General features: G+C 62.7%; 20 protein-coding genes. 10 read left to right on the top strand and 10 right to left on the bottom strand.

Annotation, left to right across the window (positions count from 1 at the left end):
• Window positions 1-8: 8 nt before the first annotated feature.
• The 3 genes from hisI to YUO_RS0121520 all read left to right on the top strand — a co-directional run bounded on the left by hisI (window position 9) and on the right by YUO_RS0121520 (window position 3,117).
• On the top strand, window positions 9-437 hold the full coding sequence (gene hisI / locus YUO_RS0121530) for a phosphoribosyl-AMP cyclohydrolase (protein WP_028349131.1): 429 nt from the start codon (window positions 9-11) through the stop codon (window positions 435-437).
• A 205-nt stretch (window positions 438-642) separates the two neighbouring features.
• Complete coding sequence (locus tag YUO_RS0121525) at window positions 643-1,668, top strand: transglycosylase SLT domain-containing protein (RefSeq protein WP_028349130.1); 1,026 nt, start codon at window positions 643-645, stop codon at window positions 1,666-1,668.
• Window positions 1,669-1,941: 273 nt separating this feature from the next.
• Window positions 1,942-3,117: a DUF2336 domain-containing protein gene (locus YUO_RS0121520; RefSeq protein ID WP_028349129.1), complete on the top strand. Its 1,176-nt coding sequence runs from the start codon at window positions 1,942-1,944 to the stop codon at window positions 3,115-3,117.
• 121 nt (window positions 3,118-3,238) lie between these two features.
• On the opposite strand, the gene YUO_RS0121515 is transcribed toward YUO_RS0121520, so the two are convergent.
• From YUO_RS0121515 to YUO_RS0121495, 5 genes are all read right to left on the bottom strand, one after another.
• On the bottom strand, window positions 3,239-3,817 hold the full coding sequence (locus YUO_RS0121515) for an Hpt domain-containing protein (protein WP_028349128.1): 579 nt from the start codon (window positions 3,815-3,817) through the stop codon (window positions 3,239-3,241).
• 21 nt (window positions 3,818-3,838) lie between these two features.
• Window positions 3,839-4,384 carry a response regulator gene (locus YUO_RS0121510; RefSeq protein WP_028349127.1) on the bottom strand — a complete coding sequence of 182 codons (546 nt, stop codon included), beginning with the start codon at window positions 4,382-4,384 and terminating at the stop codon, window positions 3,839-3,841.
• A 150-nt stretch (window positions 4,385-4,534) separates the two neighbouring features.
• Complete coding sequence (locus YUO_RS0121505) at window positions 4,535-5,314, bottom strand: NAD kinase (protein ID WP_028349126.1); 780 nt, start codon at window positions 5,312-5,314, stop codon at window positions 4,535-4,537.
• 124 nt (window positions 5,315-5,438) lie between these two features.
• Entirely contained in the window at window positions 5,439-7,583 is a 2,145-nt protein-coding gene (locus tag YUO_RS0121500) for an adenylate/guanylate cyclase domain-containing protein (protein WP_028349125.1), read from the bottom strand.
• Between the two features lie 25 nt (window positions 7,584-7,608).
• Window positions 7,609-8,280, bottom strand: a complete 672-nt coding sequence (locus YUO_RS0121495) for a hypothetical protein (protein ID WP_028349124.1) — start codon at window positions 8,278-8,280, stop codon at window positions 7,609-7,611.
• Between the two features lie 282 nt (window positions 8,281-8,562).
• Between YUO_RS0121495 and YUO_RS0121490 the strand changes: the two genes are divergently transcribed.
• Window positions 8,563-10,149 (top strand): S10 family peptidase, encoded by a 1,587-nt coding sequence (locus YUO_RS0121490; protein WP_156908710.1) that lies wholly within the window; start codon window positions 8,563-8,565, stop codon window positions 10,147-10,149.
• 90 nt (window positions 10,150-10,239) lie between these two features.
• Here the strand turns inward: YUO_RS0121490 and YUO_RS0121485 are convergent, their stop codons facing one another.
• Window positions 10,240-10,776, bottom strand: coding sequence for a tetratricopeptide repeat protein (locus YUO_RS0121485; protein ID WP_028349122.1), 537 nt, complete (start codon window positions 10,774-10,776; stop codon window positions 10,240-10,242).
• 295 nt (window positions 10,777-11,071) lie between these two features.
• Here YUO_RS0121485 and YUO_RS41330 point away from each other — a divergent pair, with 295 nt between their 5' ends.
• From YUO_RS41330 to YUO_RS0121460, 5 genes are all read left to right on the top strand, one after another.
• Complete coding sequence (locus YUO_RS41330; RefSeq protein ID WP_156908709.1) at window positions 11,072-11,317, top strand: His-rich protein BRANT; 246 nt, start codon at window positions 11,072-11,074, stop codon at window positions 11,315-11,317.
• A 203-nt stretch (window positions 11,318-11,520) separates the two neighbouring features.
• Window positions 11,521-11,940 (top strand): hypothetical protein, encoded by a 420-nt coding sequence (locus tag YUO_RS0121475; RefSeq protein ID WP_028349121.1) that lies wholly within the window; start codon window positions 11,521-11,523, stop codon window positions 11,938-11,940.
• A gap of 119 nt (window positions 11,941-12,059) precedes the next feature.
• Window positions 12,060-13,103: an alpha/beta fold hydrolase gene (locus tag YUO_RS0121470; RefSeq protein ID WP_028349120.1), complete on the top strand. Its 1,044-nt coding sequence runs from the start codon at window positions 12,060-12,062 to the stop codon at window positions 13,101-13,103.
• Window positions 13,104-13,416: 313 nt separating this feature from the next.
• On the top strand, window positions 13,417-14,130 hold the full coding sequence (locus YUO_RS0121465) for an outer membrane protein (RefSeq protein ID WP_028349119.1): 714 nt from the start codon (window positions 13,417-13,419) through the stop codon (window positions 14,128-14,130).
• Between the two features lie 179 nt (window positions 14,131-14,309).
• Window positions 14,310-14,549, top strand: coding sequence for a DUF6719 family protein (locus YUO_RS0121460; protein ID WP_028349118.1), 240 nt, complete (start codon window positions 14,310-14,312; stop codon window positions 14,547-14,549).
• 89 nt (window positions 14,550-14,638) lie between these two features.
• On the opposite strand, the gene YUO_RS0121455 is transcribed toward YUO_RS0121460, so the two are convergent.
• The 3 genes from YUO_RS0121455 to YUO_RS0121440 all read right to left on the bottom strand — a co-directional run bounded on the left by YUO_RS0121455 (window position 14,639) and on the right by YUO_RS0121440 (window position 16,206).
• A complete protein-coding gene (locus YUO_RS0121455) occupies window positions 14,639-14,893 on the bottom strand; it encodes a hypothetical protein (RefSeq protein ID WP_028349117.1) in 255 nt (84 codons plus the stop codon).
• A 356-nt stretch (window positions 14,894-15,249) separates the two neighbouring features.
• A complete protein-coding gene (locus YUO_RS0121445) occupies window positions 15,250-15,687 on the bottom strand; it encodes a hypothetical protein (protein WP_028349116.1) in 438 nt (145 codons plus the stop codon).
• Window positions 15,688-15,873: 186 nt separating this feature from the next.
• Window positions 15,874-16,206: a hypothetical protein gene (locus YUO_RS0121440; RefSeq protein WP_235782782.1), complete on the bottom strand. Its 333-nt coding sequence runs from the start codon at window positions 16,204-16,206 to the stop codon at window positions 15,874-15,876.
• A gap of 353 nt (window positions 16,207-16,559) precedes the next feature.
• On the opposite strand from YUO_RS0121440, the gene YUO_RS0121435 reads away from it, so the two are divergent.
• Complete coding sequence (locus YUO_RS0121435; RefSeq protein WP_035727220.1) at window positions 16,560-17,663, top strand: alpha/beta hydrolase family protein; 1,104 nt, start codon at window positions 16,560-16,562, stop codon at window positions 17,661-17,663.
• 19 nt (window positions 17,664-17,682) lie between these two features.
• Here YUO_RS0121435 and YUO_RS0121430 read toward each other — a convergent pair whose 3' ends face one another.
• The gene (locus tag YUO_RS0121430; protein ID WP_083754662.1) at window positions 17,683-18,222 is read right to left on the bottom strand and encodes a MarR family winged helix-turn-helix transcriptional regulator; all 540 of its coding nucleotides are present in this window, start codon (window positions 18,220-18,222) and stop codon (window positions 17,683-17,685) included.
• Between the last annotated feature and the right edge of the window lie 246 nt (window positions 18,223-18,468).

Here is an 18,468-nt window from a genome sequence, read left to right as displayed (position 1 = left end):
GCCCTGTCGTGTCCACATCCGTAACGACCAATGAACGCGAAGAGGGGCTGACCTTCCAGCCCAGGTTTGACGCGTCCGGCATCGTGACCTGCGTGGCGACCGATGCCGTGACCGGCGACGTGCTGATGGTCGCGCACATGAACGAGGAAGCGCTGCGCAAGACGATCGCGACAGGCGACGCCTGGTACTTCAGCCGGTCGCGCAATGCGTTGTGGCGAAAAGGTGAGACGTCAGGTCAGACCCAGCGCGTGGTCGAGATGCGCGTTGATTGCGATCAGGATGCCATCTGGATCCGCGTCGAGCAGCAGGGCGCTGCGTGTCACACTGGGCGGCATTCCTGCTTCTACCGCAGGATCGAGGCGGCCGCTGGCGGCACGCGCGTGTCGTTTGTCGATGCCGAGAGGCAATTCGATCCGGCGAAGGTGTATCGCAAGTGACTCTGTCATTCCGGGGCAGCCCGCAGGGCTGAACCCGGAATCTCGAGATTCCGGGTTCGCATCTTCGATGCGCCCCGGAATGACGGTGCGGCCCCTTAACCCCCTCTTAACCATAATTGCGGCAGTCTTGCCCTTGTAATAGGCACTGATTGCCAGTGCCTTGAAAGCCCGCGCGAGGTTTCGCGAGGAGCGGGGCACCACAGATATGGCGGTCGACACATCAAGCGCCACGGCTGCGGCAGGTGTCGATCCCGCGCGCGCGAGGATCGCGGGCTCGATCAAGCAGGCCGCATCGACGACCGGCGCCAGCTTCGAATATCTGCTTGCCACCGCGAAGATGGAATCCAATTTCAACCCGAAGGCCGCCGCAACTACCTCGTCGGCGCGCGGGCTGTTTCAATTCATCGACCAGACCTGGCTCGGCACGGTGAAGGAGGCGGGGGCCCATCTCGGCTACGGCAAGTATGCCGACGCCATCACCAAAAATCCGTCCGGCAGCTATTCGGTCGAGGATCCCGCGGCACGCGCCGCGATCATGCGGCTGCGCGACGATCCCGACGCTGCCTCATCGATGGCGGCGGTGCTGACGCAATCCAACAGTTTCAGGCTGACCGGCAAGATCGGGCGCCGCCCGACCGATGCCGAGCTCTACATGGCGCATTTCATGGGCGTCGGCGGCGCCGGCAAGCTGATCCAGAACGCCGAGGACAATCCGAACGCGTCGGCCGTGCGGATGTTTCCGAACGCTGCGGCGGCCAATCAATCGATCTTCTACGACCGTTCGGGGCAGCCGCGCAGCGTCTCACAGGTCTATTCGGTGCTGAGCACGCGCTATGCGGCGGCCGCCAGTTCGCCGGTGACGCGCACCGCGATGGCGGCGGCCGGCGGCGATCTGCCCCGGCGCGTCACGGTCGCAAGCGCCGCGGCGGCAGCGATGGCGATCGACAACGCCGCCTATCTCTCGAGCTTCCCGGATTCGCGCGCGGTGACGCCGGTGGCGGCAACGGCGCAGACCGCGTCGGCGTCAACGGAGCCGATCTTCCGCTCGCTGTTTCAGGCCGGCGAACGCACGCAGCCGATTTCGCCGGCGGTGCAGGAATTATGGGGCAGCAATTCGTCGTCGGTGTCTGTTGCCTCCGCGAGCACCGTATTGTCGGGACATGCGCCCGAAGTCCGCGCACCTGGAAGACTCGACCTCTTCAGCGACCGCAACGGCACGTTCAGTAGCTGATATTGCAGCGGCATGCTCGACCGCTGACCCTCATGGTGAGGAGGCGCGTTAGCGCCGTCTCGAACCACGCGGCCCCAGCCGGGCCTCCATCCTTCGAGACGCGCGTTCCGCGCTCCTCAGGATGAGGACGACGAAGTAGGCCATCCTCCCACCCTTAACAAAACGTCAATAAAACCAGCCGTTTATGGTGAACCCTTTGTTAAGCGTCATGGTTTATTTTTTCTAATAGTGGCACCGCGTCACGGTGTCGTTTCAGGTTGCGTAGCCAGGACCATGATCGTTCGGCAGTTCATCAGTTGGATTCGTACCGCTCCGGCAGGCGAGCGGGCAGAGGCGACGCGGGCATTGGCGCGGGCCTGGTTGATTTCAGATCTTTCCGAGGACGATCGCATCGCCGCCGAAGGCGCGCTGTTGATGCTGCTCGATGATCCCTCGCCACTGGTGCGCCAGGCGATGTCGGAAGTCTTCGCGCGCAGCTCCGATGCGCCCGCCGCGATCGTGCAGGCGCTCTCGCTCGACCAGCCCTCGATCGCGCTTCCCGTGCTCGAACATTCGCCGCTTCTGATCGACGCCGACCTGGTCGACATCGTCGCCACCGGCAACAGCGACACGCAATGCGCCATCGCCCGCCGCATCAACCTGCCGCCCTCGGTTTCCGCCGCGATTGCCGAAGTAGGTTCAGCCGCCGCGGCGCTCGAACTGATCGAGAATGCCTACGCGGAGCTCGCGCCGTTTTCCTGGGACCGTATCGTCGAACGTCACGGCCATCTCGCTGCGATCAGGGAAGCCATGCTGGTGCTGGAAGGCTTGCCGGCCGCCACCCGCGCGGCGCTGGTCGCGAAACTCTCCGAGACGCTGGCGCAATTCGTCGTCGCGCGGAATTGGCTGAGCGCCGACCGGGCAGGGCGGCTGGCGAGCGAAGCGCGCGAGCGCTCGGCCGTGAACATCGCGGCGCGTTCGCGCGGCGATGACATGCTGGGTCTGGTGCGGCACCTGCGCGCCACCGGGCAACTGACCGCCGGCCTGATCCTGCGCGCGCTATTGTCGGGCAATCTCGAACTGTTCGATGCGGCGCTTGCCGAACTGGCCGACTTGCCGCTGGCCCGCGTCACCGCGCTGCTGCACGACCGCGGCGGCGCCAGCCTGCAGGCGCTCCTGATCCGCGCGGGCCTTCCCGAATCCACGTTCGGAGCATTCCGTATCGCGCTTGAGGTCAGCCGTGAGACCGGCTTTGTCGACACGATCGGCGGCGCCGCGAGACTGCGCCGCCGCATGGTCGAGCGTGTGCTGACCCATTGCGAGACCGACCGCAAGGCCGCCGAGCCGCTCTTGATCCTGCTGCGGCGGTTCGCAACCGAATCCGCGCGCGAGGAAGCCCGCCTGTTCTGCGAGGAGCTGGTCGCCGACGAAGCGTTCGTACCAGCCGTGCGCGATCTCATCGCGGCGTAAATCCAGCTTTGTAGGGTGGGCAAAGCGAAGCGTGCCCACCATTCCAACCGCGCAAAAGATGGTGGGCACGGCGCAAGTGCGCCTTTGCCCACCCTACAATTTCTCGCAATGACTGGCGGCGCTACTCCGCCGGCACGATGCTCGGCGCCAGGATCGCTTCGAGATGTTCGGGGCGGTCGCGGTTGACCTTGAGCAGGAATTCATCCGCGACACCGCGGAGCTGCTTGCTGAGCGCGCTCGCCATCATGGCAGTGTCGAGCTTGGTGCGTTCGCGCACGATCGCCTGAATGGCGTTGATGTGATGGGTGATCAGCTCTGATGGGACCTGATCGAGGTCGGGGGCATGTTCGATGATACGGCACAGGCTTTCGGCGGCGGCGCCGGCGGAAGGGAAGCCGAACGTGGCGGCATCGCCCTTGATGTCATGGGCGGCGCGAAACAGCTCTTCGCGATTGTCGATGGTGAAGCCGTCGCGGAGAATGGCCTCGTGCGCGGCCGAGAGCCGGTCCGCCTCGATCGTCATCCAGTTCTTGAATTCACTGGATAGTCCTGCAAGCGCCTTTTCCGCGCGCCCGACAGGATCATCGAGATCGGATTCGGGAACGCGCAGCAACACCTTGCGCAACGGATTGGGCTGCGTGATCACGTGATGATCGGCAAACGATTTGACCTGTATCGTCCCCGGCTTTTCTTTCGCCATGATGGTCTCTCCAGGCTCGCGCTAAACGTTCGACCGCGCCTTGTCGAGCAGCGACGGCTGCTGCATCACTTCCATCTCGCCACCGACCCGGCGTTCGGGGCCGATATAGGCGTTGTTGGTGTTGCGCCGCCGGTCGGGACCGAAATAGGTCTTGGTCTTGATGAAGGGGCGCGGGTTGGCGACGACGTTAAGGATGCGCTGATAGAGTCCCTTGGCCGAGATCGGCTTGGCCAGGAACTCGGTGACGCCGGCGTCGCGCGCGACCGTGACGCGCCGCTTCTCCGAATGTCCGGTCAGCATGATGATCGGCGCGTAAGGGTTACCCTTCGATTCCGGCTGCCGGATCATCTGCGCCAGTTCGAGACCGTCGAAGATCGGCATCGCCCAGTCGGTGATGACGATGTCGGGTACGTAATGGCTGTACATTTCGAGCGCGGTGGCGCCGTCCTCGGCTTCATAGGCTTCGCGCGCGCCAAACGAATGCAGCAGCGTCCGCAGGATGCGGCGCATATGCGGATTGTCGTCGCAAATCAGAAATCGCAGCTTGTTGAAGTCAATGCGATACATGGTCCGGCCCGGCCCAGCAAAACGGTATACTGGCGTTAACCATATCGCGGCGCCGGTTAAGGAATGGTTGCAAAACCGGCCCCTGAACTCGTCGTCCCTGCGAAAGCAGCCTGTGTTTATGGGGCCTGGCTCAAGGCCGGGACGACAGTGTTAATACCCGAACTGCTCGCGCAGGATGCGTTCCTCGAGACTGTGGCCGGGATCGAACAGCATCCGCATCGAAATCGTCTTGTCGGACAACACCTCGACGCGGCGGACGTCGCGCACGTCGTCATGGTCGGCGGCGGCTGCAACCGGACGCTTCTCACCCTCGAGCACCTCGATCACCACAAAAGCGGAGTTCGGGAGGAGGGCGCCGCGCCAGCGGCGCGGGCGGAACGCGCTGATCGGGGTCAGCGCCAGAAGCGCGGCGTTGATCGGCAAAATCGGTCCCTGCGCCGACAGATTATAGGCAGTGGAGCCGGCCGGCGTCGCCACCAGGATGCCGTCGGCGATCAATTCCGCCATCCGCTCGTGCTCGTCTATCAGGATGCGCAGGTGCGCGGCCTGGTTGGTCTGGCGAAACAGCGCGACTTCGTTGATGGCGTGATGCAGATGCACTACGCCGTGCACGTCGGTTGCGCGCATCAAGAGCGGATTGATCAGGGATTCCCGCGCCGCCGCCAGCCGCGTATGCAAATCGTGCGTGGTGAACTCGTTCATCAGGAAGCCGACGGTGCCGCGATGCATGCCGTAGATCGGCTTGCCCGAGCGCATGTGGGCGTGCAGCGTCTGCAGCATCAATCCGTCGCCGCCGAGCGCCACCACGACGTCGGCGTCGTCGGCGTCATGATTGCCGTAGAGCTTGACGAGCTGCGCCAGCGCGGTCTGCGCCTCAGCGCCTGCGCTCGCGACGAAGGCGATCCGGTCATATCGCTTGGGGGTGGCCATCGGACGACGAACTCATACCTGGCGCCGGATTGCGCCGCGCTCGTCTATACACCCTGGACAGGCTTGTCGAGATGGCCGTCAGGCACTTTCGCGTCGGTAACCTAAACCGGCGGTCATCGGGCCGTCATTTTTCCTGCAACGTCCGGATCGGGTCCCAGTCCTCGCCCGGCGGGTTTTGGGCCAATTCCTGGGCCCGCGCGGCAAACAGCGATGCCGGCCGGTCGATATCGGCCGAACGGCCGAAGCACTCTGCGGCGCGCGCGAACTCGCGGGCCCGCCAGTGCGCCAGCCCGTCGGCGTAGTTGGCGATCACCGTCTGCTGCTGGGGCGCCAGCCCCGCCGATAGCGCCAGCAATTGGTAGATTTTGAGCGCCTGGGTTCGTCCCTTTACCCTGATGGCGTCCAGTTCGCGCCAGACGAAGCCTTGGCCGGCAAGCGCAACCGTCGTCTCGGAAGCGATCACGGTGGTGCCGTAGAATTTGTTGGCGCCCTCCAGCCGCGAGGCCAGGTTCACCGCGTCGCTCATCACAGAATAGTTGAAGCGCCGCCGCGATCCGAAATTGCCGACCAGCGCCTCGCCGGAATTGATGCCGATCCGCTGCGCCAGCTTGCAGTCGCGAAACACGGCGGAGGAGGCGTTGAGTTCCGCCAGTTGCGTGCAGCAGTCCAGCGCAGCGCGCGCTGCGTTCGCGGCATGGTCGGGGTCGTCGGCCGGGGCGCCGAACACGGCCACGATGGAGTCGCCGATATATTTGTCGACATATCCGCCATGGCTCTCGATGACGTCGGTCATCGCCGAAAGATATTCGTTCATTAGCTCCATCAGGCCGTCGGGCGACATCTTTTCCGCGATCAGCGAAAATCCTTCGATGTCGGAGAAGAACACCGTCACGTTGCGGGTTTCGCCGCCGAGCTCCGGCAATTTGCTCGACGACAGCATGCGGTTGATGACGTGCGGGGCAAGATAGAGCGCAAAGCTCTTCTGCAGCAGGCGGCGGTCCTTGTCGGCGATGACGAAGCGGTAGCCAATGGTTGCGGCCAGCGCGGTCAGGCTGGCCAGGAACGGCTCGACGATTGGGAGCGCCAGCGCGTAGTTGAAGGCGACCGTCGCGCCGGCCACGCCGGCTACGATCATGCCCGTCCAGGCAGCGAACGCGACGACGGGCCGGAACAGCCAGGCGGCGGCCGCTGCGAGCGCAGCAATCAGTGCCGCGATAAGCAAGCGGGGAAGCGGCCCAGGTTCGACAACGCCATTGCGCGCGATCAGGTTATTGACCGCGGTGGCATGGATATAGACGCCTGCAATCGTGCTGGTCCTTGATCTCGCGGTGACCGGCATGCTCTCGGCCGTGCAGCGTGGCGAACGTGCCCCTTCGATGCCGGTCGCAAAGCGCTTGGATGTCATTCGCCGATCTTCGATATCGAGAACGGTACCGAAGATCACGACCTTTCCGTCGAACCAGCGCCGGAAATACTCCTTGTCGTTCTTGACAGCACAGGCACGCAGGTCGGCAAACGAGAAGGTGGGGATGTCGTCTGCGCCACCTTCGAAATTCAGCGTCATCGTGTTCGGCACTCGGCCAGGAACCCGGTAGCCGGCGAGCGTCAGCCTGCCGCGCTCGTCGAATTCGGGCGCGGCGCCGAGCGCCCGCGAGGCCAGCTCGACCGCCATGGTAGGCACTTTCGCGCCGTTGATGGTAAAGCTTAGCGGCAGTCGGCGCACAATGTCGTCGCTGTCGGCATGGTCGTTGAGCGGACGGATGTTCTGGCGTACCGCGATGCGTTGTCCTGGCGACGGCAGGATCGGGCGGTCACCCAGAACTTCGCCCAGCACGACCTTGCCTTTGGCGGCCGCCCCGGCCAGCGCACGCAGGAAGTCGCGGTCGAAACCGCGAACTTTTTCGCCCAGCATGCCATCCCCAAGCGGTATCTCGGACTGTTCGAGCGAGTTCGGGATCACCACGTCGAAGCCGGCGACCTTCGCGCCGCCTTCGAGCGTCGCTGAAAGCACGCGGCCGATCTCGCCGGTCCAGGTCAGCATCGGCGCGCCCTTGAACGGGGCGGTGCGCAGGCTCTCCTCGTCCATCGCAACGACGACTGCGGGCGAAGCGGCCGGATCCTGTTTACGGCCGAACACCTCCCAGCGCAGCGCGGTGAGAATATCGAGCGAGAGCCCGCGGATCGGCCGGGCCGCAGGCGAAACCGAGGCGGCCGCGCAAACCAGCGCGATGGCGGCGATCACAAGCCTGTCGCGCGTGCTGCGTCTTATTCTCAAGCTGGATGGTCCGGCACGCCTATTGCAGCCGCAGCAGCCGGCCGACGATCGGTGTTGCGCCGGGCTTGGCCTGCTCATCCACCCGGAACACGATCTGCGATGACTTGAACGAAGCGGCGTAGAGGCCGCCGGGAGCCAGCGCGACGTTCTCGCTGGCAAAATCGACGAAGCGTCCCTTGAGCTGGGTGCCGCCGAGGTCGATCTGCTGTCGCTCGCCCGCCGCGTCGAGACGCCGGATGATCAGCTTGCCGCGTCCCTTGGCTTCCACCAGCGGCGAGGCGCCGTAAAGCGTGAGCTGCGGCTGCGGCAGGGAAGCCGCCTTGTTGCTGTCGACGCTGCGCAGCACGGTGGCGGCGACACCGCTGGTTTCTCGCGTGGTCACGTTGGCCTGGTTGGCATCGCAATTCGTTTTCTCGGCTTTGACCTCGGCGAGGTGAACGGCGCTCTCCTCGGTGCCGACGACAACGGTGCCGGTGCCGGTGATCGTCTCGCGCCGGCATGACTTCAGGTAGCTCAGAATGACAGAGCCGCCGTCGCCGATCTTGATGACCGCTTTGGGCGTCACATAGTCCATGAATTCCGCACCGGTGACCTTGCCCTGAACGTCTTCGACCACCGCGGCCGGCGAATCTGCGGCCGCCGGAGAAGCCAGCGCCAGCAGGCCGAGACAAACAGCAATCGAACGTTTCATTCTAAGACCCCATAAAAAAGCGCAGGTTCGTTAGTCGCGCCAGCGCCCGAATGGTTTCATGGATAGATCAAAATATCTGGCCGGTAGGCCAGCGGAACCGACCGATATCACCTAACGGCCGCCGAGGACAACCATCGGGCGCAGTGCAGGGCATTCCAACCTTCTCACGCGATGCTGTCGGGATTGTGATTTCCGCGGGTTTCCTGCCCTTGTGTACCAACAGCGCTGTCGCAGTCTCGGCGCGGATCGGCCTGACTGAACGCGAGCGCAGGAGTAAACGGTATGGCTTTTCGTTTTATGCCAACGCGTCCCATGCATCTGGCCGCCGCGATTCTGGTCCTGTGTTGCGCGACCGGCGTACGTGCCGAGGAGGCGAGTTCGCCGACTTCGCGGCAGCCCGCCACAGCGACGCCATCGCCGTCTCCGTCGGGCCAGAAGGGCGGAGCAGGGCGGGACCCCGCCGCGACGCCATCGCCGGCAGCCGAACAACGTCACCTGCCGCCGGATTCCACCACCCAGCAAACGCTGACACTGCCGGACCGCACGCTCAACTTCACCGCCATCGCCGGCTCGATCCGCATATTCGACGACAAGCGCGAGCCGCAGGCCGATATCGCCTATACCTCCTACCAGCTCGACGGCGCCGATCGCACAAGCCGGCCGGTGACGTTTCTGTTCAACGGCGGGCCAGGCGCGTCCTCGGCCTGGCTGCAATTGGGCGCCGCCGGGCCGTGGCGACTGCAGATCGGCGGCGATGGCGCGGTGTCGTCAGCCAATCCCGATCTGTTGCCCAATGCCGAGACGTGGCTCGACTTCACCGATCTCGTCTTCATCGATCCGGTCGGCACTGGCTACAGCCGGTTCGTCGCGTCCGGCGAGGACGTGCGCAAGCGATTCCTTTCCGTCGATGGCGATGTCAATTCGATTGCGCTCGTGATCCGGCGCTGGCTGGAGAAATACGATCGTCTAGCGTCGCCGAAATTCATCGCCGGCGAGAGCTATGGCGGCATTCGCGGGCCGAAGATCGTCCGCAATCTGCAGACGCAGCAGGGCGTCGGCGTGCGCGGGCTGATTCTGGTTTCACCCTTGCTTGATTTCCGTGATTTTTCTGGCTCCAGCCTGTTGCAATACAGTTATACCCTGCCGACCATGGCGGCCGTGGCGCGTGAGGTGAGGGAAGCCGGCAAGACGCCGCTGACGCGCGCCGATCTCGCCGACGTCGAACGCTACGCGCAGGGCGAATTTCTCACCGACCTGATTAAGGGGCAGGCGGACTCACAAGCCGCCACGCGGCTCGCCGACAAGGTGGCGGCGCTGACCGGCATCGACCAGGCCGTGAGCCGCAGGCTCGCGGGTCGTTTCGAAGTCGGCGAATTCCGCAGGGAATTCGACCGCCGCAACGGCAGGGTGACCGGACGCTATGACGGCTCGGTCATGGGCTTCGATCCCTATCCGGATTCGAATTCCGCGCACTTCGGCGATCCATCCGGCGATTCGCTGATGGCGCCGTTGACCAGTGCCGCGGTCGAACTCACCACCCGCAGACTCAACTGGCGGCCGGATGGTTCGTACCAGCTTCTCAGCGAGAGCGTGAACCGCTCGTGGGATTTCGGCCGCGGGCCGGCCGAGTCGATTTCACAGCTACGCCAGATTCTCGCGCTCGACCCGAAGATGAAACTGCTGGTCGGTCACGGACTGTTCGATCTTGCCACGCCCTATTTCGCGTCCAAGGTCCTTCTCGACCAGTTGCCAGCCTATGCCAGCCCAGATCGCGTCAAGCTCGTCGTCTATGCCGGCGGCCACATGTTCTATTCGCGCGACAGCGCCCGGAAGGCGTTCCGCTCGGAAGTCGAGGCGATAGTGAAGTAAGTTCAGCGCGACAAAAAACCGGCGCGGTGACTATGCACTGCGCCGGTTCTCATTGTTTTGTCGTTGCTGTGACGTGGAGAGATTAACGCCTCAGTACACCAATCCCGTCCCCGGCGGCTTTTCGAGCGCGGCGGCGAGCGAGCGATATTCCTCGCTTTTCGTGCCGGTGAGCTGCGCGATCCGGTTCAGGTGATATTGCGCCTGATCGCGGTTGCCCTGTTCGACCTGCCACAGGCCGTAATACTGCCAGGTCTTGACGTGGTTCGGATCGGCCTTCAGCGCGCGCTCGTACCAGATCTGCGAGACCTTGTAGTCGCCGAGCTTGCGATAGGAATAGCCGATTAGATTGGCGACGGCGGCCGAGTCGTCGCGGCCGAGCGCCTTCAGCTGCTCGATCGCCGACGCATAGTCGTGGCGCTCGTAGATCGCGGCGTAAGCAGCGCGATAGCCGTCGACGAATGCGGTTTGTTCAATGGCCGGGCGGGCTTCGCTGGATTTCTTTTTCTTCGTCGGCGGCGGAGGAGGCTCGCTGTCGGGATTTGCGTAGACGGCGGTGACGACAGGAGCTGCCGCGAGCGTAAGCGATAACATTGCGAGCGTCAAAAGCCTGATCGCTAGTTTGTTCATGCATCTCTCCTGATGGCCGGTTCCACAATCCTACACCGAAGGCCGTTGATGTGAACCCCCGGCAGTTGCGAACATTCCCGCCATCCGCCTTCGATTCTGCCGATTGTGGATTCTGCCGATTTGCCGGTCGCAGTTCGCGTTCAAAAGATGGCGAACCTGCCATGGAGATGAACGAAGTCCGCAGGTTCGATTCAGGACGGGTTCACTGCGCCGTGCCTAACGTCGCGCGCATGATCGGCGAGCCCGGCCATTCGGACCGGAGAGCCCGCAGGTCCCCATGGAAGAGGAGACAGCTATGCTCAAGACCTTTTCTGCAGCGCTCGTTGCCGTGTCCGTTCTTGCCGCGCCCGCGTTTGCCGGCACTGCGGGCAAGACCGCGCAAGCTCCGGTGAACAAGAGTGCGCAGGCCCCGGTCACCAAGGCCGAGCAGGGAAAATCGAAGGCGCTGAACGCGAATGCGAGCAGCCACAAGAAACAGCTCGGCCTCTCGAAGAAGCGTGTCACAGTCAAACCCGCCGCGCCGGCTGCCAAGCGCAGTTGAACCAGCGCGATCGAATCTGATCCGCCGGCGCGTTTCGCCCCCGCTTCGGCGGATATCGGACCAGCCCACGTGCCATTTGCTTCCCCCATGGCCGTGGGCTGGCGCTGCTTCGATCTGTTCGGGAGCAGTAACCGAGATACGAATTCCATTTCGCCGCCGGGCAGTCTAAGAGACGGCCAACGGGGGCGGGGGAAGCATTTCGCTTGCGAAGTTCAGTCAAAATTGCGGCGGTGGTACTGTTGCCGCTCGCGCTGTCGGCCTGCGCCAGCGACGAGAGCAAGCCGATCACGTTTACCGACGATCGCGGCGTCTCCAGCCAGCCTTTTCCGAAAAATTACCGCACGGAAGTGCTGGCGTTCCTGAAGACTTATCTTAACGATCCCGTCGGCATACGCGGCGCCGTGATGGCCGAGCCGATCGAGCGCGTCGTCGGCGGGCGGCTGCGCTATGTCGTCTGTCTCCGATTCAGCCCGCGCGAATCCGACGGCGGCTACCGCGAGCCGCGCGAACGCGCCATCCTTTTTGTCGACGGCCGGCTCGATCGCATCATCGAAAACGCCGCAGAGCCCTGTGCCGGGCTGGCCTACGCGCCATTTGCGGAACTGGAGAAACTGACGCGTTAGTTTCGCGCCCGTGCTGTGAACTCCACACGAGAGTGTGATGCTTCGCGCCTATACATAGCATGTCCAATCGTTTATTTCGCATACGACTTAATCGTATACGATACATAGCGGAGAAAGACATGTCCCATCCCATCACTCTTCACCGCCGCAGCTTCCTCGGCACCGCGGCAGCTACCCTTGCGGCCGCACCGTTCGCCATGAGCGGGGCACTGTTCGCGCAGTCCGGCGACGCCGGAGCAGGCGCGGGCAGGCCGGGCGCCCACGCGTCGTTTGCTGCGCTGAAACAGATCGAAGCCGGCGTTCTCAATATCGGTTACGCCGAAGTCGGGCTCGCCAATGGCCCCGTCGCCATCCTTCTGCACGGCTGGCCCTACGACATCTACGCCTTCGTCGACGTGGCACCAGTGCTGGCATCGGCAGGCTTCCGCGTCATCGTGCCGTATCTGCGCGGCTACGGCACGACGCGCTTCCTCTCAGGCGATACGCCGCGAAACGGCCAGCAGGGCGCACTTGCCACTGACGTCATCGCGCTGATGGATGCTCTGAAGATCGAAAAAGCGGTGGTGGCTGGCTTTGACTGGGGCGCCCGAACCGCCGGCATCGTTGCCGCGATCTGGCCGGAACGCGTCAAGGCGCTGGTTTCGGTCAGCGGCTACCTGATCGGCAGCCAGGAAGCCAACGCAAAACCGCTGCCGCCGTCGACCGAGCTGCAGTGGTGGTACCAGTATTATTTTGCGACCGACCGTGGCCGGTTGGGCTACGAAAAATACCGGCGCGAGTTTTCCAAGCTGATCTGGCAGCTTGCCTCGCCGAAATGGAATTTCGACGACGCGACCTTCGAACGCAGCGCGGCGTCCTTCGACAACCCGGATCATGTCGCCATCGTGATCCACAATTATCGCTGGCGGCTTGGTCTCGCCCCGGGCGAGACCAAATACGACGCGCTGGAAAAACGGCTGGCCGAATTTCCGGTCATTACCGTACCCACCATCACGCTCGAAGGCGACGCCAACGGCGCACCGCATCCGGACCCGAAGGCTTACGCCAAGAAGTTCTCCGGCAGATACGCCCACCGTCTCATCACCGGCGGGATCGGGCACAATCTGCCGCAGGAGGCGCCGCAGGCCTTTGCCGACGCCATCGTCGAAGCGGCTCGCTCTTGAAGACGGACGGTCTTGCAGCCGGCAGTCGCGACGACTGCCGGCACGGGGAGTATTCCCGGGAAGGAACCGTGAACGAAATCGGATCACTTTTCGGCGATGGTTGAACCTTGCCTTAGTCATCCCGGACACCAGCTAAGCGGGGAAATCACCTCTTAACCCGGGAAAAAGCCTGACGTGCGAGGGAACTAAACTGCTTTGTTGCTGTGCCATCACAGTGGCGCGCCATCCGGTCGCGGGCGTTTGCCGCAAAGCAACCTAAATGAAGTCACGTTGTTTGGATTGGTATCCGCGACGTTCGTAACGGGGAAATAGGATGAAGAAGATACTGCTCGGGGCTGCCGCGCTGGCCGTGATGGCGGCTCCAGCCTTTGCGGCCGACATGCCGCCCCGGCCGTACACCAAGGCGCCTGCCTATACGGCGCCTCAAGTCGTCTATAACTGGACCGGATTTTATATCGGCGGCCATGCCGGTGGCGCCTTCGCGGGCGACAACTCCCTGCAGGGTAGCGACGTCCGCTTCCTCGGCGGCGTGCAGGGTGGCTTCGACTACCAGTTCGCGCCGAACTGGGTGCTGGGCGCCGAAGCCCAGTATAGCTGGCTGCCCAGCAACAATAATAACGGCGTGCTGTTTCCGGGCGGGACGCTCGTCACCTCCAACACCGATCAGATCGGCTCGGTGACCGGCCGGCTCGGCTACACCTGGGGTCCGGCGCTGCTCTACGCCAAGGGCGGTTACGCCTGGCGTGACGGCAATAATCTCGGCGTATCGGTGGCCGGGGTGCCCACAGGCTTCACCACGAGCGGTAACCACCAGGACGGTTACACCGTGGGCGGCGGCCTCGAATACATGTTCGCCCCGAACTGGTCGGCCAAGGCCGAGTACCAGTATTACAATTTCGGCGACACCACCTTCACGTCTGGTCCTGCTGATATCAGCGGCCGCACTTTCCGCAACGACGAGCATACGGCCAAGGTGGGCGTGAACTACCGGTTCGGCTGGGGTGGTCCCGCTGCTCCCAAATATTGATACCGACTTCGGTATCGAGACGCGCAAGGGCCGGCTTCACGCCGGCCTTTTTGCTTGGCGGATGTCGAGGTGAGCGCGCGCCGCAATTTTTTGGCAGGCGCGAAAAAAATTTCGCGCTGCATGCAACTTTTCGTCACGATCCGATATTATGGTCCCGGCCGGCTGGTGGGACGACGAACATGCGTGCTTTTGCGTTAGGGCTGATCTTTTCCGCAGCGGCGTTTCCGTGCCTTGCTCAAACTGTCCTGAAATCCGAACCGCTTATCCTTGCTCCCTATGAAGTCGCCTTCGTGCAGGATCCCTCGTGCGGGGCCGGCAAGGTGCGCAAGGTAACCGGTGCGATCAGGGGACTGCAGCGGCGCAAGGCCTGTGTCACCCTTGCTTCGGAACAGGCATCGCTGATCTCGGCGACGCCATAGGATCCGACTTTCCGTCCCGGATATCGTCCCGGCGAATGGGACCCATTCGCCGAGGTCTGTCGTGTGTCGGCCGCGCTTGTCGGCCGACCTTACGACGCGAGCTGCAATTCCGTCTGCGCGTCGCGCTCGGCGTCGGCCTTGTTGCGGGCGGGGTCTTCGTGTGGCTCAAGCTGGCAGGGCTTGATCTCGTAGTCATGGTCCAGCACCGGACGGGGACCCTTGTTGTCTCGTCCGGAGATGACGTCGACGACGAGACCGCTCTTCTGGGCGATCTTCCAGACGTCGGCTGCGGTTGGATAGGCCTTGCTCAGCTTGGCATCCTTTGAGAACAGCGCGTAGGGCATTGTTAGCTCCGGTAAAAACGGTCAACGCGGAAGCGAGGGCCGGGTTCAGGCTTGGCTGCCATGCGGCCATTCCACAGGCTGTTTCGGGAGCAAATTGGCTCGTTTCGGCCCATTTTCGTGGAGTCTCTGAGTCTTTAACGAGCCGTAAATTCCCAGAAAAAGAATCCCCGAGACTCAGTCGCCAGAATCGCCGGATGTTTCCGGCCATGAGAACGAGCCTCCAGACCTCCTGCGAGCGTGTCCAACTCACGCTGACCGTTTGCCTGTTGGCTGCCTGCGCAGCCAACATGGCGCTGGTCTATGCCTGGCTCTGAACATCGGGGCAGGGGCGGAGAACGCAGCAAGATGTCTGGGGTCTACTTCGTCGGCCGCGCCGGCGGCTCGCCTTCTCGGAGCGCAGCGTGCACCTTTGCCATGGTCGCGGTGCAATAGGCCTCGCGCTCGCGGTTGAACCGTTCCTGATGGGCACGGAAATTCGCGACCCGCGCCTTGATCTCGGACTGCATCTCGTCCCGCAGGTCAGGACGCGCGAGAGGGGCCAGCCTCGCTATTTCCCTCGACGCTTCCTTTGGCGCCTGGGCAATAGGCATCGTCTCCGGCAGCAGGGCCTGGATGTCAGAAGCCTGGATGTCAGAAAGCGGCGCGGCTGCACGGGTGGGCTCGGATGCCTGGACGGAGAGGACGGTGACCAACGTCGTGGCCGTCTTCTCGGCCTCCGGCGGCTTGCCGGTCACCGATTGAACAAACGCCATCGTCTGCGCGATCAGGAGATCGCGTTCCCTCATCCATTTCATGAGACACCTCGGGCCAAGTCATTCCACCAAACGGCTTTTGTGGAATCAAGCGGGCGGGGACGTAACTGGGGATAACTGCCGCTCTTTTGCGCGCGAGGTGACAAAACGGTGACAGTTCGTGGCTGCCAACGCGCACATGGCGCGGGGCGCATCAGGTGATGGTATCCGTCGCGCGAAGCGGAGCACCTAGCGTTCGCGGGGATTGGTGTTCGGGACAAAGGGCGCGCCGATCATGCGCACCGGCGGCTGGTCGCCGACATAGATGATCCGCTGGTCGGCTGCCGGCGAACGCTCGACGCCAGCTGTTGTCCGCTGGGCGAACCGGAGCGGCTTGTCGTCGAATCCAAGCAACGTAGCGCCACCTGCAATCGCCACGCTGAAACACGCGACGATCGCGAGCAGCACCATGTTGCAGTTCTCTTCGCGAATTCTCATGCCGGGAGAACGCGACAGGTGGGGGTTGGTTTCCCCGATCAGCCTGAGAGTGAGTGTCCGATCCCACAACCGCTGATAGCGCATCGGCCGGTACATTTGAACGGCTACCTCGTCCAGCCAGAAGCTGCGGCTGGCAATGCGCCAGGCGGCGCTTTCAGCACCGTAGAACTACGGGAATCGCCGAAAAAAACAGCACGTTGCCACATAGATGGGGCCGACAAGCACTTTCCCCCAGTTCCGGCCAGTGCAATATACTTCCGAAGTGCCCTCAGGCGATGCCCGTACAGCCCGGCTATTGAGGCTGGAAGCCCGTTCGGTCGGGCTAACCATATCTGCGGCATGGGACGTTTGGGGGGCTTGCAGGATGTCGACCTCACGATTTAAGTTACAATTTATAACTAATTTAATCAGTTGAGGTTCACAGGTTTGCTTCCGGCATGAAGATTCATTTTGGTCCGGCGGGTTGGGTTCAATGGCCAGACAGCGAAGAGTTCTCAATCGAGTTCATGAGGCTGCTCGGCCTGGCTCAGGAAGGGGGCTCGCTGATCTCGGAATGCTTCCTTGTCGCAAGTCGGATTGACCCAAAGGATGGCGGCGATTCCTGGTATCGGGAATGGCTGAGGATGGCTGATATCAGCAACGAGCGCGCCAACGCTGCCTTCCAGCGCGGTCACGTGCTGACCGCACAAAGCAACTGGCTCCGTGCCATCAATTACTATCAGGCATCAGCGTTCGATTTCGACGCTGCCGACGAGAAACAGCAAGGCGTGCTCAGAACCATGCGGGCCTGCGCCCGCCGCTACATTGCGCATCTCACTCCCGCCGGCGAGGTCGTCGAGATTCCGTGGCAGCAAGATTATCCGCTGGAAGGCTACTTTTTACCGGCCCCAGGCGCTTCGCATCGAACGCCTGTCGTGGTGTGCATGGGCGATCCCGGAAATCGGAAGGAAGAATATCTCTTCAAGGTGGCGCGCTACGCCCGCGACAGGGGATTGTCGCTGCTGGCCGTGGATCTCCTTGGATCCCGCACCGGCGCCAAATTCGATGAGATCATAGGCCGCCCCGATCTCGAAATGTCGGTAAGCCACGTGATGGATTACCTCACGACGAGGGGCGACATCGACGAAAACAGGGTAGCGATTCTCGGCGACGGTCCGGGATCGTCCTTTGTGGCGCGTGGCGTCGCTCTCGACAATCGCTTCGCCGCCGCGGTTTGTGACGGCGGAATCTGGGATATGCACGAGCGCTCCTTCTTGATGGACCGCCTCTCGCTGGGTTCAGCGTGTAAAGGAAGCGAAGGCTGGCCGCGGCGAAAATTTCGCTGCCCGGTCCTGATCACCATGGGTGAGCAGGGCTGGCTCGAAAGCAACCATGTGACCGGTCTGTTCGAACGACTTAAGACCAGCCAGCCCGACATTTCACTAAGAATTTTCGAAAGCTCTGAAACTGCGGCCGCGCATGGGCATTGCGATAATCCCACGCTCGCCAACGAGTTCATTTTTGATTGGATGGCCGATCGCCTTGAGTCGGTACCGGCCTAGCTCGTTACCGTCAGAGAAATCATATACCCATCGCTATCTTCAGGCTCGCCTTCTCAAGACGGCCCTTCAGGGTCGCGAGTTTGCCGGTGAGCTCGCTGAGTTCACGGTCGCTGAATTCCGCGAAGACGAAGTTGTTGAGGGCCTCCTGCTCGGAGGCCAGGTTTGCAATGTGCTTATAAGTCTTGTCCGTCAACGACATCTGCACAACCCTTGCATCGTCTGCCGACGTCCTCCGGCGCATGAAACCCTTCTTCTCGAGCATTTTCGACTGAGTCGTGACGAACGACGGGTCTACGTGAAGCATCTTTGAGACGACCTTCACTGCGACGCCCTCACCTTGATCCAGATCGGCCAGAGCCATCAGGATCATCCATTGCGGGCCGCTGATGCCGAGGGCTTTTGCCCAGAAGTAGCGAATCTCCTGGAGGTGCACGTTGATGGCGGCGATCTCCCAGGCGAGTTGCCGGGCGATGTCCTGATTCTTTCCGCCGAACTCATTCGGCCCTCCGCGGCTGCCGCGGCTCGATGAGTCCGACCCCTTGCGGAGTTCCTGTGCCATAGTTTCTTAACTCCGAGTCAGCGCGTACTAACCTAACTGATTTACCTAACAATATCATCCGAGTGCACGCCTTTCTGGCGGTTCCCCGAACACGATTTTGCGAGCAGCCGGTGTTGCTACAGCGACACAGTCGAACAGGATAGATATGACTGAGTAGATAAACTATTTTGATTAAGTAAGTTGCGCATGCATAGTTCCGGAGACGGTCGAGGGGGGTCCTGGATCGTCCCGTTGCAGGTGCTTCGC

Origin of the sequence: Bradyrhizobium murdochi, assembly GCF_000472965.1 — a bacterium.
Classification (GTDB): domain Bacteria; phylum Pseudomonadota; class Alphaproteobacteria; order Rhizobiales; family Xanthobacteraceae; genus Bradyrhizobium; species Bradyrhizobium murdochi.
The sequence above is the reverse complement of the archived record's forward strand: the minus strand, read 5'-3'. Positions and strand labels throughout refer to the sequence as shown.

Bases quoted from the DNA above. Each gene is read 5' to 3' on its own strand.
- YUO_RS0121525 (WP_028349130.1), top strand. From the start codon at position 643: ATGGCGGTCGACACATCAAGCGCCACGGCTGCGGCAGGTGTCGATCCC.
- YUO_RS0121520 (WP_028349129.1), top strand. From the start codon at position 1,942: ATGATCGTTCGGCAGTTCATCAGTTGGATTCGTACCGCTCCGGCAGGC.
- YUO_RS0121515 (WP_028349128.1), bottom strand. From the start codon at position 3,817: ATGGCGAAAGAAAAGCCGGGGACGATACAGGTCAAATCGTTTGCCGAT.
- YUO_RS0121510 (WP_028349127.1), bottom strand. From the start codon at position 4,384: ATGTATCGCATTGACTTCAACAAGCTGCGATTTCTGATTTGCGACGAC.
- YUO_RS0121505 (WP_028349126.1), bottom strand. From the start codon at position 5,314: ATGGCCACCCCCAAGCGATATGACCGGATCGCCTTCGTCGCGAGCGCA.
- YUO_RS0121495 (WP_028349124.1), bottom strand. From the start codon at position 8,280: ATGAAACGTTCGATTGCTGTTTGTCTCGGCCTGCTGGCGCTGGCTTCT.
- YUO_RS0121490 (WP_156908710.1), top strand. From the start codon at position 8,563: ATGGCTTTTCGTTTTATGCCAACGCGTCCCATGCATCTGGCCGCCGCG.
- YUO_RS0121485 (WP_028349122.1), bottom strand. From the start codon at position 10,776: ATGAACAAACTAGCGATCAGGCTTTTGACGCTCGCAATGTTATCGCTT.
- YUO_RS41330 (WP_156908709.1), top strand. From the start codon at position 11,072: ATGCTCAAGACCTTTTCTGCAGCGCTCGTTGCCGTGTCCGTTCTTGCC.
- YUO_RS0121470 (WP_028349120.1), top strand. From the start codon at position 12,060: ATGTCCCATCCCATCACTCTTCACCGCCGCAGCTTCCTCGGCACCGCG.
- YUO_RS0121465 (WP_028349119.1), top strand. From the start codon at position 13,417: ATGAAGAAGATACTGCTCGGGGCTGCCGCGCTGGCCGTGATGGCGGCT.
- YUO_RS0121460 (WP_028349118.1), top strand. From the start codon at position 14,310: ATGCGTGCTTTTGCGTTAGGGCTGATCTTTTCCGCAGCGGCGTTTCCG.
- YUO_RS0121455 (WP_028349117.1), bottom strand. From the start codon at position 14,893: ATGCCCTACGCGCTGTTCTCAAAGGATGCCAAGCTGAGCAAGGCCTAT.
- YUO_RS0121445 (WP_028349116.1), bottom strand. From the start codon at position 15,687: ATGAAATGGATGAGGGAACGCGATCTCCTGATCGCGCAGACGATGGCG.
- YUO_RS0121440 (WP_235782782.1), bottom strand. From the start codon at position 16,206: ATGCGCTATCAGCGGTTGTGGGATCGGACACTCACTCTCAGGCTGATC.
- YUO_RS0121435 (WP_035727220.1), top strand. From the start codon at position 16,560: ATGAAGATTCATTTTGGTCCGGCGGGTTGGGTTCAATGGCCAGACAGC.
- YUO_RS0121430 (WP_083754662.1), bottom strand. From the start codon at position 18,222: ATGGCACAGGAACTCCGCAAGGGGTCGGACTCATCGAGCCGCGGCAGC.